The sequence below is a fragment of the Streptomyces sp. NPDC026515 genome (genome assembly GCF_055567595.1).
On record NZ_JBVHQD010000006.1, the window covers coordinates 315,238 to 330,316 of the forward strand.

Consider the following 15,079-nt stretch of genomic DNA (forward strand, 5'->3'; position numbering starts at 1 on the left):
CACGGTAGCGCTGATCTGACGAACCGTCAGCTATCGTGATGACGGTTCGTCAGCCGGACGGTGACAACCCGCCCGGCGCACCGGCGGCGGCTTCCGGGCCACCGGGGGCCGGCCTCCGGGCCTTACCGTCCGCGTGGTCCGGAGCCACCGGCGGAAACGTTCCGTCGCGAACCGGACCCGTTCGCGGGGACACTTCGATGTGAAGGCTGTGTGGACTACCCCACGTCGGCCTGTGATCGGGGTCTCGCCAGGCTGACGCGGCTCCCGTGGACAAGGCAGACTGACGGGGTGGATCGGGATGTCTAGGGGGACGGGCATGGACGGTGGACCGCGGGTACCGGAGCAGCGGCGCCCCTCCTCCTCGTCGGAGGCGGCGTTGCGCTTCAGTGTGCTCGGTCCGGTGCGCGCCTGGCGCGAGGGGCAGCCGCTCAACACCGGCTCACCTCAGCAACGCGCGCTGCTCGCGGCCCTGTTGCTGCGCGAGGGCCGCACGGCGACCGCGGCCGAGCTGATCGACGCGCTGTGGGGCCCCGAGCCGCCGTCGCAGGCGCTGGCGGCGGTCCGGACGTACGCGTCCCGGCTGCGGAAGATCCTGGATCCGGGCGTCCTGGTCAGCGAGTCCGGCGGCTACGCCGTCCGCGGTCTCGGCGAGGGCGCCCTGGACCTGGCGGCGGTGCAGGACCTGGCGGCGGAGGCGGAGAAGGCGCGGAGCGCCGGTGATCTGGGCCACTCCCGGGACCTGCTGAACCGGGCCCTGGCCCGGTGGGACGGCGAGGCGCTGGCCGGTGTCCCCGGCCCGTACGCCGACGCCCACCGGGTCCGGCTGGACGAGTGGCGGCTGCAACTCCTCGAGACCCGCCTGGACATGGACCTGGAGCAGGGCAGCCACGCCGAGGCGGTGTCGGAGCTGACGGCGCTGACCGCGGCCCACCCGCTGCGCGAGCGGCTGCGCGAGCTGCTGATGCTGGCCCTGTACCGCAGCGGCCGGCAGGCCGAGGCCCTCGCGGTGTACGCGGACACCCGCCGCCTGCTGGCCGAGGAGCTGGGCGTCGACCCGCGCCCGGGCCTGCGCGACCTCCAGCAGCGCATCCTCCGGGCCGACCCGGCCCTGGCGGAACCCTCCTCGCCCGCCGCGGACCCTCCGGCCGTCCTCGTCCGCCCCGCCCAGCTGCCCGCCACCGTGCCCGACTTCACCGGCCGGTCCGCCTGTGTCACCGAGCTGGGCGAGGTGCTGGCCTCGGCGGACGGCCGGGTGATGGCCGTTTCGGCGCTGGCCGGCATCGGCGGCGTGGGCAAGACCACGCTGGCCGTCCATGTGGCCCACCAGGCCCGTTCGGCCTTCCCGGACGGCCAGTTGTACGTCGACCTGCAAGGAGCGGGGCCCCGGGCCGCGGAACCGGAGACGGTCCTGGGCTCCTTCCTGCGCGCCCTGGGCACCGCCGACTCCGCCATCCCGGACACCCTGGACGACCGGGCGGCCCTGTACCGCTCGGTCCTGGACGGCCGCCGGGTGCTGGTGCTGCTGGACAACGCGAAGGACGCGGCCCAGGTCCGTCCACTGCTGCCGGGCACCGAGGGATGTGCGGCGCTGGTCACCTCCCGGGTGCGGATGGTCGACCTGGCGGGGGCGCACCTGGTGGACCTGGACGTGATGTCCCCCGACGAGGCGCTCCAGCTCTTCACGAGGATCGTGGGCGCGGAGCGGGTGGCCGCGGAGCGGAAGGCGGCCCTCGACGTGGTGGCCGCGTGCGGCTTCCTCCCCCTCGCGATCCGCATCGCGGCGTCCCGGCTCGCGGCCCGCCGCACCTGGACGGTCTCGGTGCTTGCCGCGAAGCTCGCGGACGAGCGCCGCCGCCTGGACGAGCTCCAGGCCGGCGACCTGGCGGTGAAGGCGACCTTCGAACTCGGCTACGGCCAGCTGGAACCGGCCCAGGCCCGCGCCTTCCGGCTGCTGGGCCTGGCCGACGGCCCGGACATCTCGCTGGCGGCGGCCGCGGCGGTCCTGGACCTCCCGGCGGAGGACACCGAGGACCTCCTGGAGGCCCTGGTCGACACGTCCCTCGTGGAGTCGGCGGCCCCCGGCCGCTACCGCTTCCACGACCTGGTCCGCCTCTACGCGCGTGCGTGCGCGGAACGTGACGAGAGGCCGCCGAGCGAAAGAGAGGCGGCGATGTCCCGCCTCCTGGACTTCTACCTGGCCACGGCGGCGGGGGTGTACGCGATCGAGCGGCCCGGGGAACGCGTCCTGGACCACCTGATCCGCAGCACCTACCCGGGTCTCTCCTTCACCGACCGGGACAGGGCGCTGGACTGGCTGTTCACCGAGGCGAGCGGTCTGCTGGCAGCCGTGCAGCAGGCCGGCGGCACCACGGGCCGGCTGCGCCGGGCGGCCGATCTCCTCGTCGCGGCCGTGGATCTCGGGGAGTCCGGTATCGGCGCCCGCCAGTACGTCCAGGCCGCCACCGCGGTGATCTCCGCGGCCCAGCAGTACGGCGACGCCTACGCCGAGGGCCGCGCCCGCCTCATGCACAGCCATCTCCTCGGCGTATCGGGCCAGTTCGCGGAGTCGGACCGGGAGGCGGGCGAAGCGCTCCGGCTCGGCCTGGCCGCCGGGGATCCCGTGGTGTGTGCCCAGGCACCCAACCAGCAGGGCATCATCGCCCTCTACAACGTGCGGCACGCCGAGGCAGAGCAGCACCTCACCCAGGCCCTGGCCGCATTCCGGGCGGACGGCAACACGCCCGGTGAGGCCAGCGCCCTGTGCAATCTGTCCCGGGTCCATCTGGCGACCGGCCGAACCGAGAGCGCGGTCTCCCTGGCCCGCCAGGGGATCGCCATCTACGAACGCGACGACAGCGGCATGGCCCTGCGTCTGGCCAACGGCAAGTACGCGCTGGGGCTCGCCCTGACCAGCGCGGGAGAGACTCGGCTGGCCCTGGAGACCCTCACCGGCGCCCTGGGCATGTTCCAGGACGCCCGACAGCAGCTGTGGCACGGCATGACGCTCTTCCGGATCGCCGAACTCCATCTGTCCGACCACAGCCCCGCACAGGCCGCGGCGTGCGCGGAACAGGCGCTGGCCGTGCTGCACGGCATCGGCGGGGAGTGGCGCCGCGCCAACATCCTCACGGCCCTGGGCCGCGCTCTGCACGGCATCGGCCAGACCGACCGCGCGAAGGTCTGCTGGCAGGAGGCGCTCTCGGTGTTCGAGGCGTCAAAGTCACCGGAGGCGGCGGACGTACGTCGGCTCCTGGAATCCGCCCCGGTCCGCCAGGGGTCCCCCTAGGACCGTTCCAGGGCCCGTGCCCGCGTTCATCATTCGTTTATCGAAACCCGGCACTCTCAGTGGTGCCGGACCGTCGCGTCGGGGGGCAGACGGCTCGGTGCGATGGCCGCACCACTAGGGTGAACGGCCGTGCGATGCCCGCCCGGTGACACTCGGGGGAGTGACCGGGCGGGCATCCCCAAACCGAACCTTCCTGTGCTCTAGGAGTCACCCATGGCCGACAACACCGGGACCGTCAAGCCCGACGACTTCCACGCCACGAGCGAGCCGGCCGACGCCGCCTCCGCTCTCATCGTCGACCCGAAGCCGGACTTCGACCCGGCGGCCGCCCCGGCCGCCGCCACGAAGCCGGTCACGGACACCGCGACCGCCCCGGCCGCCGGCGAGGGTGACATCGCCAGCAAGGACTTCCACGCCACGTCGGAGCCCCTGAACTCGCCCGACGACTTCCACGCGACGGACGAGAAGGCCTGATCAGACCACACCCGGACGGGACGGGCCGCGGCGGCGCGGAGGGGAGCCGCCGCGGCCCGCGCGTGTCCGTCGCCGCCGGGGCCCGTCCGGCGGATCAGGTCGCGGGACACCGACGGCGCATCACGCTGACGACCGACGAGAACGCCGCGGGGGTCTCCCCTGGGGAGGTCGTGGCAGACCCCGTGTCCGCCGCATGATGCGCCGGACACGGCCTAGGACGGCCGGTGGCCGCGCAGGCCGCCCTTCAGGACCTTGCCGCTCGCGTTGCGTGGGAGTTCGCTCACGAACTCCACCGAGCGGGGCACCTTGTAGTTGGCCATCTCGCGGCGCGCCCAGGCGATCAGGTCGTCCCCGGTGAGCACCGAGCCCCGGCGGCGCACCACGAACGCGCGGCCGACCTCGCCCAGCCGTCCGTCCGGTACGCCGATCACCGCCACGTCCGCCACATCCGGGTGCAGGCCCAGCAGTTGCTCTATCTCCGCCGGGTAGGCGTTGAAGCCGCCAACGATGAACATGTCCTTCAGCCGGTCGGTGATCCGCAGGTTCCCCGCCGGGTCCAGGACGCCGATGTCGCCCGTGCGCAGCCAGCCGTCCGCCGTCAGGGTCCCGGCGGTCGCGGTCGCGTCCTCGTAGTAACCGCGCATCACGTTGAAGCCCCGCACCAGCACCTCGCCCGGTTCGCCCGGCGCCGCGTCCACCCGTACCTCCGTGCCGGGGATCGCCCGCCCGGACGTGGACGCGATCACCGAGGGCGCGTCCGCACGACGGCACATGGTCACGATGCCGCTCGCCTCGGAGAGGCCGTACGCCGTCAGGACCGTCTCGACGCCCAGCTCGCCGCGCAGGCGCTCGACGAGGAGCAGCGGTACGACCGCCGCTCCGGTCACCACCAGCCGCAGCGCCGAGAGGTCATGGGCGTCGCGCGCCGGGTGGTCGAGGAGCGACTGGTGGAGGGTCGGGGGGCCGGGCAGTACCGAGACCCGTTCCGCCGCGACGTTCGCCAGCACCGTCTCCACGTCGAACACCGGCTGCGGGATCATCGTCGCGCCCCGCATCAGGCAGGCGATCACCCCGGCCTTGTAGCCGAACGTGTGGAAGAAGGGGTTCACGATCAGGTACCGGTCGTCCGCCCGCAGACCGGCCAGGTCGGCCCACACCTCGTACGCCCGCAGGGTCTGCGCGTGCGTGATCATCGCGCCCCTGGGGCGGCCCGTGGTGCCGGAGGTGAAGACGATGTCGGAGAGCGAGCCGCCGTCCAGCCCGGCTGCCCGGGCCGCCGTCTCCTGCGCCGTCACGCCGTCCCCGGCCGCCAGGAACTCCTTCCAGGTGCGGAAGCCGGCCGGCGCGTCCTCCCCCAGTACCACCACGTCCCGCAGCAGCGGCAGCCCCGGCAGCGGGCCCGGGGAGTCGCCCTGCCCGGCCGCCCTGCGGAGCGACGCCACGTACGACGTCCCGAGGAACGTCCCCGTCACGAACAGCAGGCGCGCCCCGCTGCGGCGCAGCACGTCCGCGGCCTCGGTGCCCTTGAAGCGGGTGTTCAGCGGCACCAGCACCCCGCCCGCGGAGACCGCGCCCAGTGCCGCGACGATCCAGTCCAGGGAGTTGGGCGCCCAGACGGCCACCCGGTCGCCGGCCCCGACGCCGGCCGCCAGGCACGCGGCCGCCGCCCGTTCCACCCGGGCGCCCAGCTCGGCATAGGTGACCCGGGTACGGCCGTCCACCACCGCCTCGGTGTCCGCGTACCGCCGGGCCGCCGACCGCACCAGTCCCGGAACGGTCCCCCACTCCATGTCACCGCGCACAACGGCCTCCCCAGGCGAGAGCACAGAACGCATAGCTGACGGTACGTCAGATTAGCTGTAGCCTGACGGACTGTCAGCAGCCCTTCAGCAGCTAGCGGAGGTGTGCACATGGCCGGGATCCGGGACGCCACCGCCATCGTCGGGATCGGACAGACTCCCTTCGCCAGACGGCTCGACGAGGACGAGAAGACCCTCGCCTGCCGTGCCGTCCTCGCCGCCCTCGACGACGCCGGCATCGCCCCCGGCGAGGTCGACGCCCTCGCCTCCTTCACCATGGAGGAGACCGACGAGGTGGAACTGGCCAAGGCGGCCGGGTTCGGGGACCTGACCTTCTTCAGCAGGGTGGGGTACGGGGGCGGGGGCTCCTGTGCGACCGTCGCCCACCTCGCATCCGCCATCGCCTCCGGGCAGGCCTCGGTCGGGGTGGCCTGGCGGTCGCGGAAACGGGGCAGCGGGCCCCGGCCCTGGACCAACACCACCGTCCAGCTGCCCACCCCGGCCCAGTGGACCCGGCCCTTCGGCCTGCTCCGGCCCGCCGACGAGATAGCCATGCTCACCCGCCGCTACATGCACGAGTACGGCGCCACCCGCGACCACCTCTTCAACGTCGCCCTCGCCTGCCGCAACCGCGCCAACCAGAACCCCGCCGCCGTCATGTACGACCGCCCCCTGACCCGCGAGATGTACATGACCTCCCGGTGGATCAGCGAACCTCTCTGCCTCTTCGACAACTGCCTGGAGACCGACGGCGCGCTGGCCTGCGTGGTGGTCAGCCGGGAGCGCGCCCGCGACTGCGCCCGCACACCCGTCTACGTCCACTCCGCCGCCCAGGGCCTGCCCGCCCAGCACCACGGCATGGTCAACTACTGGAACGACGACCCGCTCACCGGCCCCGCCTGGACCGCCGCCCGGCACCTGTGGAAGCACGCGGACTTCACCCCCGAGGACGTCGACGTCGCCCAGATCTACGACGCCTTCAGCGCCCTGATCCCGCTCTCCCTGGAGGGGTACGGCTTCTGCGGCAGAGGGGAAGGCGGCGCCTTCACCGAGCAGGGGGCGCTGGAGATCGGCGGGCGGCTGCCCGTCAACACCGGGGGCGGCGGGCTGAGCGAGGCCTACGTCCACGGGTTCAACCTGATCACCGAAGGCGTCAAACAGCTGCGCGGCACCAGTACCGCCCAGGTCCCCGGCGCCGCCACCTGCCTGGTCACCGCGGGCGAGGGCGTGCCGACCTCCGCCCTCCTCCTCACCAACAGGAGCTGAGATGCTGCGACCGGCCATCGATGCCGACGGCGCCCCCTTCTGGGAGTACGCGGCGCTCGGCGAACTCCGCGTCCAGACCTGCGCCGACTGCCACGAACCCCGCTTCCCGCCCCGCCCGTGCTGCCCGCACTGCCAGTCCTTCGCGAGCCGGTGGCTGCCGACGAGCGGCCGGGGCCGGATCTGGTCGTTCGTCGTCCCGCACCCGCCGCTGCTCCCGGACTACGCGGCCCAGGCCCCGTACAACGTCGTGGTCGTGGAGCTGGCGGACGCACCGCGGATCCGGCTGGTGGGGAACCTGGTCAGCGCGGCGGGGGCACCCCTCGGCTCCTTCCCGCCGGACCGGATCCGGATCGGCGCCCGGGTACAGGCGGTCTTCGCGGACGGTGTTCCGCAGTGGGTCCTGGAGCGGCCGTGAGCCTGCGCCTGGACACGGACAAGGAGACCGGGGTCGCCGTCGTCACCCTCGACCGTCCCGAGCGGCTCAACGCCATCGACCTCGCCACCGCCGCCCACCTCACGTCCACCTGGCGGGCGCTGCGCTTCGACGACGCCGTACGGGCCGTCGTCCTCACCGGCGCCGGCGGACGCGCCTTCAGCACGGGGCTCGACCGGGACGCGGTCGTGCCGCAGCCGTCCTCGCCGTACATGCAGGACGATCCGCTGATCGCCGTCGGCCCGAAGTCGAACGACCTGTGGAAGCCGGTGATCGCCGCCGTGGCCGGGATGGCCTGCGGGGGCGCGTTCTACCTGCTCGGCGAGTCGGACTTCGTCGTCGCCGACGAGACGGCCGTCTTCTTCGACCCGCACACCTCCTACGGCATGGTCAGCGCCTACGAGTCGGTGCTGATGGCGCAGCGGATGCCGTACGGGGAGGTGGCCCGGCTGGTCCTCATGGGCAACGCCGAACGGGTCTCCGCACGGCGGGCCCACGAGGTGGGACTGGTGTCCGAAGTGACCGAACCGGGGCGGGCCTTGGCGGCGGCCGTACGGTGCGCGACCGTCATCGCCGGGTATCCGGCCGAGGGGGTGCAGGGGAGCGTGCGGGCGCTGTGGGCGGCGAAGGAGGCGGCACGGGAGCGGGGGTACGGGCTGGCACCGCATCTCATCGCGCTGGGGAACCTGCCGGCCGCCGGCCAGTCCGAACTGTTCGCGAACCGGTCCCGGGCCACGCCCCGAATCCGCTGAGACTCCACCGCGGCCCCCACGCACCCGCACCCGCACTCACGCCGTGCGTGCCGTCCCCGTTCCCTTCTCCGCGTCCAGCGCGTACACGCACCGGTCCTTGCTGCACGCGTACACCACCCCGTCCCGCACCACCGGCGACCCGGTGATCTCACCGCCGGTCGCCAGCTTCCAGCGCAGCCGGCCGTCGTCGGCCTTCAGGGTGTAGAGGAGGTGGTCGGTGGAGCCGAAGTGGATCCGGCCCTCCGCCACCGCCGGCGCGCCCACCACGTCGCCGCCCGCCTGGAAGCGCCACTTGGGCGTTCCGGTCACCGCGTCCAGGGTGTACAGCCCCTTGCCGCTGCCGACGTGCACGTGCCCGGCGGCCACCAGCACCGGCTCGATCGAGGAGCGGGCCTCCGTCGCGATGCGCCAGCGGTCGCGGCCGTCGGTGGCGTCGAGGGCGTACACCGTGCCGAGGTAGTCGGCGAGGTAGACGCCGCCGCCGGTGACCGCGGGGCCGGGCACGAAGGCCGGCGGGGCGAGGAAGACGGCCGGTGCCTCGAAGTGCCAGCGGACGCGCCCCGTCGCGGCGTCCAGGGCGATGACGCGGCTGCCCGCCGAGGCGTACACGAAGCCGTCGGGGGCATGGGTGAGGCGGACCGGGACGCCGCCGCAGGAGGCCGCGTCGCCGATGGGGTAGGACCAGCGCTCCTCGCCGGTACGGGCGTCCAGCGCGCGCAGGCGGGCGTCCTGCCAGACGAACACCGTGCCCTCGTGCAGGGACGGCCCGGACTCGGGGGCCTCGAAGTCGGTCTGCGCGCCGGACAGCTCCCAGAGTTTCTGCCCGGTGGAGGCCTCCCAGGCCTGGACGCCGCCGCCCCGGGTGCCGGTGACGAGGGTGCCGCGGTCGGCTCTGAGGGCGTACACCCAGGCGTCGGTGGACAGCCGCCACAGGTCGCCGCCCTCGCGGGCCTCCAGCGCGAACAGGGTGGGGCCGTCGGAGGCGTGGATACGGCCCTCGGCCACCGCCATGGACCAGGCGACGTCCCTCGTCTTGAAGCGGCGCCGGCCGGTGGCCACGTCGAGGGCGTGCACCTCGAAGGAGGTGACGTAGACGAGGTCGCCGTCGACGGCCGGGGTGCCCCAGACGTCGTTCGACATCCGGAACCGCCAGGGGCGCCAGCCGGACGCCGTCTCCGGGGGCAGGGCGGGTACCGCCGGTACGACGGGGTCGACGCCGTTGACGCCGGGGCGCGGCCGGGACCAGTTGGCCACCAGGCCGGCCTCCGGCGGGGGCGCCTTGACGGCGGCGGCGCGGGCGTCGGCGACCCGCGGGCCGGGACCGATCGGCACCTGGCCGCCGGCCAGCCGGACCGGGCCGGCGTCGGGGGCGCCGACCGGGACCGGGGCCGGGACGACCGGGTCGTAGGAGGGCGGCGGGGGGACGGCGAGCCGGCCACCGCTGCGGGCGCCGGACGGGGTGGCGGAAGGTTTCACGGCCGGGCGGCCGCCGCGGCGGGACTCGATCAGCGCGACCGCCTTCTCGGGCAGCCACGCGGACGCCGTACCGCTGTCGTCGGAGCCGGAGCCGAAGAGGTGGGGGGCCAGCTGCGCCTGGAGGTCGGCCGGGTTGGGGCGGCCGGTGGCCTCCATCTGCATGCAGGACTCGATGAGGGGGCGCAGTTCCTCGGGAAGGCCTTCCAGGTCCGGGCCCTCACGCAGCAGCATGAAGACGGTCTCGACCGGGTTGGCGCCGTGGAAGGGCGGGTGGCCGGTGGCGGCGAAGACGAGCATGGAGCCGAGGGAGAAGACGTCGCTCGCGCCGGTCACGGACCGGGAGTCCTTCGCCTGCTCCGGGGACATGTACGCGGGCGTGCCCACCGCGACGTTCGTCATCGTCAAACGGGTGTTCGAGACACCGGAGGCGATACCGAAGTCGATGACCCGGGGGCCGTCCTCGACGACGAGGACGTTGGAGGGCTTGAGGTCCCGGTGGACCAGGCCCGCGCCGTGGATGGACTGGAGCGCCTCCGCGACGCCCGCCGCGAGCCAGCGGACCGCCTGGGCCGGGAGCGGCCCGCAGTCGTTCACTATCTCTTCGAGGGACGGCGCGGGGACGTACGCGGTCGCCAGCCACGGGACCGCGGCACGCGGGTCGGCGTCGACCACGGCCGCCGTGTAGAAACCGGAGACCGCGCGGGCCGCCTCGACCTCACGGGTGAAGCGGACCCGGAACAGCTGGTCCTCGGCGAGTTCGGTCCGGACCGTCTTGATCGCCACGCGCCGCCCGGACGCCGAACGCGCGAGATAGACCAGCCCCATGCCGCCGGCCCCCAGCCGTCCCAGCACCTCGAACGGCCCGATCCGCCGCGGATCGTGCTGCGTCAGCTGATCCACCACTTGCCTGCCACCTCCCCGTACGGGCCACGTCCACCCACATATGTACGCGACCCCGTGCAGCGTCTCACCACCGCACCGCCGTGGCGGCACGCACCCCGATTCTTCCTGGCCCGGGCACAGGTTGCGAACCCGGCGACCAATCGGGGTGTCACGTGACAAAGTGAGACATATTTCCACCGAGAGCCGTCCGTTTCCGGCCTCAGCGTTGCAGCAGCGCGAACGTCGCCCCCTGATTGTCGGTCACGACGGCCACTTTTCCGTACGACGTCTCAAAGGGCGGCGCCTGGACCCGGCCGCCCAGCTCCAGAACGGCCCCGACGGCGGCCGCCACGTCCCCGGTGCGGAAGTGGACGACGAACTGCGAGGGCATCCCCGCCGCGAACACCTCGGTGACGGGGGCGCGGCCGACGTCCGGTTCGGCGCCGGCGCCGAACAGCGCGGCGGTGAAGAGGTGGCCGTAGAAGGCGTCGGCCGTGTCGGGGTCGCTGGTGTAGAGCTGCGCCCAGGCGAAGCCGCCGGGGGCGTGCCGGACGCCGAAGCCCGGGTGGCCCGCCGCCTGCCAGAGGCCGAAGACGGCGCCCGTGGGGTCGGCGGCCAGGGCGGCGGTGCCGAGGTCACCGACGGGGACCGGATCGTTCACGATCTGGCCCCCGACGGCCAGGATCCGGCGGGCGAGGTCCCGGACGTCCGGGGTCGCGAAGTACACCGTCCAGACGGTGGGCATCCGGCCGTCCCGCTTCCGCGCCAGCCGGGCGACGGCCACGCCGTCGAGGCGGGCCCACACGGCGCCTCCCCCGGCGTCGTCGAAGGTCCACCCGAAGAGCCCGCCGTAGAACCGCTTGCCCGCCTCGACGTCGGGGAGCTGCACGTCCACCCAGCACGGGACGCCCTCTGTGTATTCGGATGTCCTGTTTTCGGCCATGTCGTCAAAGTAACCGCCCGGCTCGCACCCCGCAGACCAGCCGCACCACCTGGGGCGGCGCCCCTCACCCACCCCCCATACACCCGCGCACCCCATTTGCAGTCGGCCGAATCGCGCTCCGATCACCCCTCGGTAAGCTGACGGCATGACAGGACAAGTGCGTACCGTCGACGGCCGCGTGGCCGGACGGCGTGGGCAGGCGACCCGGCAGAAGCTGCTCGACTGCCTCAGCGAGATGCTCAGCTCCTCCCCTTACCGGGACGTCAAGGTCATCGATGTCGCCCGGAAGGCGGGCACTTCGCCCGCGACCTTCTACCAGTACTTCCCGGACGTCGAAGGCGCCGTCCTGGAGATCGCCGAGGAAATGGCCGCCGAGGGCGGTCAGTTGACCGAGCTGCTGGCCGGGCGCTCCTGGGTCGGCAAGGCCGGCTGGACGACCGCGCAGGAACTCGTCGACGGTTTCCTGGAGTTCTGGCGCAGGAACGACGCGATTCTGCGCGTGGTCGACCTCGGCGCGGCCGAAGGGGACAAACGGTTCTACAAGATCCGTATGAAGATCCTCAACTCGGTGAACAACTCCCTGACCGACTCCATCACGGAGTTGCAGTCCAAGGGCAAGGTCGACAAGGACGTGAACCCGGCGGCCGTGGCCGGTTCACTGGTCGCGATGCTCGCGGCGGTCGCCTCGCACCAGAAGGGCTTCCAGTCCTGGGGCGTGAAGCAGGCCGAACTCAAGCCCAACCTGGCACTGTTGGTACACCTGGGCGTGACCGGGAAGAAGCCCACGAAGTAACCCGCACTCCGGGTCCTGTCTGGCAGGCGGCGGTTCACCGGGGGTGGACCACCGCCTGTTGCGCTACCCGCCCCGTCACGCCGGCAGCGGGCGGTCCCGGACCACGTGCTTCATCACCAGGGTCGAGGTGAGGCGCTGCACGCCCGGCAAGGTCGCGAGCCGTTCGTCGTAGAGCCGCTGGAAGGCGGCGAGGTCGGCGGTGGCCACCCGCAGCAGGTAGTCGGGTTCGCCGAACAGCCGCTGCGCGTCCAGCACATGGGGGATCTCCGCGAGCGCCCGCTCGAAGTCGGCGACCGTGTCCCGGTCCTCCTGCCGCATGGAGACGAAGACCAGCGCCTCGAAGAGCAGCCCCACGGACGCCGGGTCCACCATCGCCCGGTACCCGCTGATCGCCCCCGACCGCTCCAGTTCGCGCAGCCGCCGGTGGCACGGCGAGACGCTCAGCCGCACCCGTCCGGCCAGCTCGGTCACGGTCAGCCGCCCGTCCTGCTGAAGCTCGGCAAGAATTTTCCGGTCCACGTCGTCCATGGGGCGGATTCTCCCCCGGAACGGCCGGTACTGAGCACATCACGACAACACTTTCGGGCTGTTCGCGCCTAATGTCCCTGGCATGGACACCGGACCCCTGATCTCCTTCCTCGCCGTGGACCTGTTGCTGGTGTGCGTGCCGGGCGCCGACTGGGCGTTCGTGATCGCCGCCGGGACGCGCGGGCGCTCGGCGGGACGGGCGGTGGCCGGCCTGATGGCGGGGTACGCGCTGCACACGGCGCTGGCGGTGGCCGGCCTCGCGGTGCTGGTGGCGGGCTCGCCCGCGCTGCTCACGGCCCTGACGGCGGCCGGCGCCGGCTGTCTGATCCTGCTGGGCTGGGGCGTACTGCGCCACCCGGCGGTGCCGCAGGAAGCCGACCCGGGGGCGGACGCCGGAGCGGGCGGCTTCCGGCGGGGCGCGGCGATCAGCGGCCTCAACCCCAAGGCGCTGCTGCTGTATCTCTCCGTACTCCCCCAGTTCCTGGTCACCCGGAAAGACCACCCGCCCGTGGCCCTCCAGACCGCCGTGCTCGGCGGCGTCCACATGGCCTGCTGCACCGCCGTCTACCTGACCGTCGGCGTCCTCGCCCGCCGCCTGCTCTCGGCCCGCCCGACGGCCGCCAGGGCGGTCACCCGCACCTCGGGGGCGGCGATGCTGGGCGTCGGGGCGCTCCTGCTCGCCCGGCACGCCCTGTGACCACCGCCCGGCAGGCGCTGTGACCACGGCCCGGCAGGCCCCTTGACCACGCCCGGGGACTACGACCTCGTGAGCCGGAAGATCCGGATCTCCCGGTCCACCCGCTCCTGGTAGGCGGCGTACGGCGGCCAGAACACCAGCAGCAGCCGCCAGGCCTCCGCCCGTTCCGCCCCTTCGAGCAGCCGGGCGGTGACCGGGATGTCCCGCCCCTTCCAGCTGATCCCGGCGGCGGGATGCCCGAGGAGGTTGTACGTCCAGGCGGGATGGCCGGTGCGCCCGAAGTTGGACCCGACGAGGAACCAGCCGTCCCCCTCGGGCATGCACGCCAGCGGCGTACGGCGGGGCTGCCCGCTGCGCGCGCCGGTGGAGGTGAGGATCACCCCGGGCAGCATCCGGGCGCTGAGCAGCACCCGGCCCCCGGTGAGCCGGTGCACGGCCCGGTCCAGGGCGGGAACCACGTGCGGGGCCACCTTGGCGAACCCGCGGGTGGCGGAGACCTTCTGCACCAGCCCTTCGCCGATCACACCGCCACCCCCCGTCCCTCGAACAGCCCCGCCGCGTCGGCGGCCCGCGCGCGCAGCCGGTGGACGGGCCCGAAGAGCAGCTCGTCCCCGGCGGCCCGCTTGAAGAACAGGTGCGCCTCGTGCTCCCAGGTGAACCCGATCCCGCCATGCAGCTGGATCCCCTCCGCGGCGGCCGTCCGCAGCGCCTGGAGCGCCTGGGCGAGGGCCAGTCCGCCGGCCGGTTCACCCTGGGCGGTCGCCCAGGCCGCGTAGTAGGCGGCCGACCGGGCCGCGCGTACCGCCACGTGCACGTCGGCCAGCCGGTGCTTGACGGCCTGGAACGACCCGATCGCCCGCCCGAACTGCTCCCGCTGCCTGACGTACTCCACGGTCCGCTCCAGTGCCCGGTCCGCGGCCCCCACGGCCTCGCCCGCGAGCACCGCGGCCACGGAGTCGCCGAGGGCGGCGAGGGCCGGCCGGACGTCGGTGTCCGCGTCGCCCAGCGGTTCCGCGGTCACGTGGCGCAGCTGGACCCGGGCCTGGGGGCGGGTCGGGTCGAGGGCGGTGCGCCGGGTCCGTACGACGCCGTCGGCGTCCCCCGCCACCAGGAAGAGCAGGACGCGCGAGCGGGCGTACCCGCCGGCGTGCGCGGGGACGAGGAGCAGCCCGGCGCTGTGCCCGTCCAGCACCTGGTCGGCCTCTCCGTACAGCTGCCACCGGTCCCCCCGGTGCCGCGCCTGGACGCCGCCGGCCCGTCCGCCGCCGGCCCAGTCGCCGCTGCCCGTCCCGGTGAGCGCGAGGGCGGTGCCGAGCCGGGTGCCGGGGACGGCCAGGGCGGCGGTGAGACGGCCGTCGGCGATCCTCGGGAGCAGTTCGGCGCGCTGGGTGTCGGTGCCGAGGGCGAGCAGCAGCGGGGCGGCGAGGACGGCGGTGGCGAGGAAGGGGGAAGGGGCCAGAACGCGCCCCAACTCCTCTGCGGCGAGTGCGACTTCCGTGCCGGAGCAGCCCGCTCCGCCGTAGGCGGCGGGCAACGCGAGTCCGGGCAGGCCGAGTTGTTCGCCGAGGGCGGTCCACAGGGCGGGGTCGTGTCCCTCCGGCCGGTCGACGGCGGCCCGTACGTCCTCCGTCCCGCAGCGCTTGTGGAGCAGTTCACGCAGGGCGCGCCGGATCTCGTCCTGCTCGTCGGTGAAGCGGGCGTCCATGACCGGACCTCCTGACGATCTGACGGCCCGTCATGCTAGGGGCAG

13 protein-coding genes are annotated in these 15,079 nt (G+C 73.6%); 7 read left to right on the forward strand and 6 right to left on the reverse strand.

What is annotated here, in order from left to right:
• Positions 1–316 precede the first annotated feature (316 nt).
• Both afsR and ACZ4O3_RS14570 read left to right on the forward strand, forming a co-directional pair.
• The gene (gene afsR / locus ACZ4O3_RS14565; RefSeq protein WP_467722315.1) at positions 317–3,286 is read left to right on the forward strand and encodes an SARP-family global regulator AfsR; all 2,970 of its coding nucleotides are present in this window, start codon (positions 317–319) and stop codon (positions 3,284–3,286) included.
• A 213-nt stretch (positions 3,287–3,499) separates the two neighbouring features.
• The gene (locus ACZ4O3_RS14570) at positions 3,500–3,760 is read left to right on the forward strand and encodes a hypothetical protein (RefSeq protein WP_362715798.1); all 261 of its coding nucleotides are present in this window, start codon (positions 3,500–3,502) and stop codon (positions 3,758–3,760) included.
• Positions 3,761–3,972: 212 nt separating this feature from the next.
• On the opposite strand, the gene ACZ4O3_RS14575 is transcribed toward ACZ4O3_RS14570, so the two are convergent.
• Complete coding sequence (locus ACZ4O3_RS14575; protein WP_362726484.1) at positions 3,973–5,550, reverse strand: FadD3 family acyl-CoA ligase; 1,578 nt, start codon at positions 5,548–5,550, stop codon at positions 3,973–3,975.
• 120 nt (positions 5,551–5,670) lie between these two features.
• On the opposite strand from ACZ4O3_RS14575, the gene ACZ4O3_RS14580 reads away from it, so the two are divergent.
• The 3 genes from ACZ4O3_RS14580 to ACZ4O3_RS14590 are packed head-to-tail and all read left to right on the forward strand — an operon-like array spanning position 5,671 to position 8,010.
• The gene (locus ACZ4O3_RS14580; RefSeq protein WP_362726482.1) at positions 5,671–6,825 is read left to right on the forward strand and encodes a lipid-transfer protein; all 1,155 of its coding nucleotides are present in this window, start codon (positions 5,671–5,673) and stop codon (positions 6,823–6,825) included.
• Position 6,826: 1 nt separating this feature from the next.
• Positions 6,827–7,240, forward strand: a complete 414-nt coding sequence (locus ACZ4O3_RS14585; RefSeq protein WP_467722316.1) for a Zn-ribbon domain-containing OB-fold protein — start codon at positions 6,827–6,829, stop codon at positions 7,238–7,240.
• Positions 7,237–8,010, forward strand: a complete 774-nt coding sequence (locus ACZ4O3_RS14590; RefSeq protein ID WP_362726476.1) for an enoyl-CoA hydratase/isomerase family protein — start codon at positions 7,237–7,239, stop codon at positions 8,008–8,010. The genes ACZ4O3_RS14585 and ACZ4O3_RS14590 overlap by 4 nt, the downstream gene beginning before the upstream one ends.
• 36 nt (positions 8,011–8,046) lie before the next feature.
• Here ACZ4O3_RS14590 and ACZ4O3_RS14595 read toward each other — a convergent pair whose 3' ends face one another.
• A complete protein-coding gene (locus tag ACZ4O3_RS14595; protein WP_467722317.1) occupies positions 8,047–10,389 on the reverse strand; it encodes an outer membrane protein assembly factor BamB family protein in 2,343 nt (780 codons plus the stop codon).
• Positions 10,390–10,588: 199 nt separating this feature from the next.
• Complete coding sequence (gene kbpA, locus ACZ4O3_RS14600; protein WP_362729497.1) at positions 10,589–11,311, reverse strand: AfsK-binding protein KbpA; 723 nt, start codon at positions 11,309–11,311, stop codon at positions 10,589–10,591.
• A 145-nt stretch (positions 11,312–11,456) separates the two neighbouring features.
• Between kbpA and ACZ4O3_RS14605 the strand changes: the two genes are divergently transcribed.
• Positions 11,457–12,104 (forward strand): TetR family transcriptional regulator, encoded by a 648-nt coding sequence (locus ACZ4O3_RS14605; protein WP_362729495.1) that lies wholly within the window; start codon positions 11,457–11,459, stop codon positions 12,102–12,104.
• Positions 12,105–12,179: 75 nt separating this feature from the next.
• Here the strand turns inward: ACZ4O3_RS14605 and ACZ4O3_RS14610 are convergent, their stop codons facing one another.
• Positions 12,180–12,632, reverse strand: coding sequence for an Lrp/AsnC family transcriptional regulator (locus ACZ4O3_RS14610; protein ID WP_362729493.1), 453 nt, complete (start codon positions 12,630–12,632; stop codon positions 12,180–12,182).
• Positions 12,633–12,714: 82 nt separating this feature from the next.
• Here ACZ4O3_RS14610 and ACZ4O3_RS14615 point away from each other — a divergent pair, with 82 nt between their 5' ends.
• Positions 12,715–13,329 (forward strand): LysE family translocator, encoded by a 615-nt coding sequence (locus ACZ4O3_RS14615; RefSeq protein WP_467722318.1) that lies wholly within the window; start codon positions 12,715–12,717, stop codon positions 13,327–13,329.
• Between the two features lie 59 nt (positions 13,330–13,388).
• On the opposite strand, the gene ACZ4O3_RS14620 is transcribed toward ACZ4O3_RS14615, so the two are convergent.
• Complete coding sequence (locus ACZ4O3_RS14620) at positions 13,389–13,853, reverse strand: nitroreductase/quinone reductase family protein (RefSeq protein WP_362732819.1); 465 nt, start codon at positions 13,851–13,853, stop codon at positions 13,389–13,391.
• Positions 13,850–15,034 carry an acyl-CoA dehydrogenase family protein gene (locus tag ACZ4O3_RS14625; protein WP_467722319.1) on the reverse strand — a complete coding sequence of 395 codons (1,185 nt, stop codon included), beginning with the start codon at positions 15,032–15,034 and terminating at the stop codon, positions 13,850–13,852. The genes ACZ4O3_RS14620 and ACZ4O3_RS14625 overlap by 4 nt, the downstream gene beginning before the upstream one ends.
• Between the last annotated feature and the right edge of the window lie 45 nt (positions 15,035–15,079).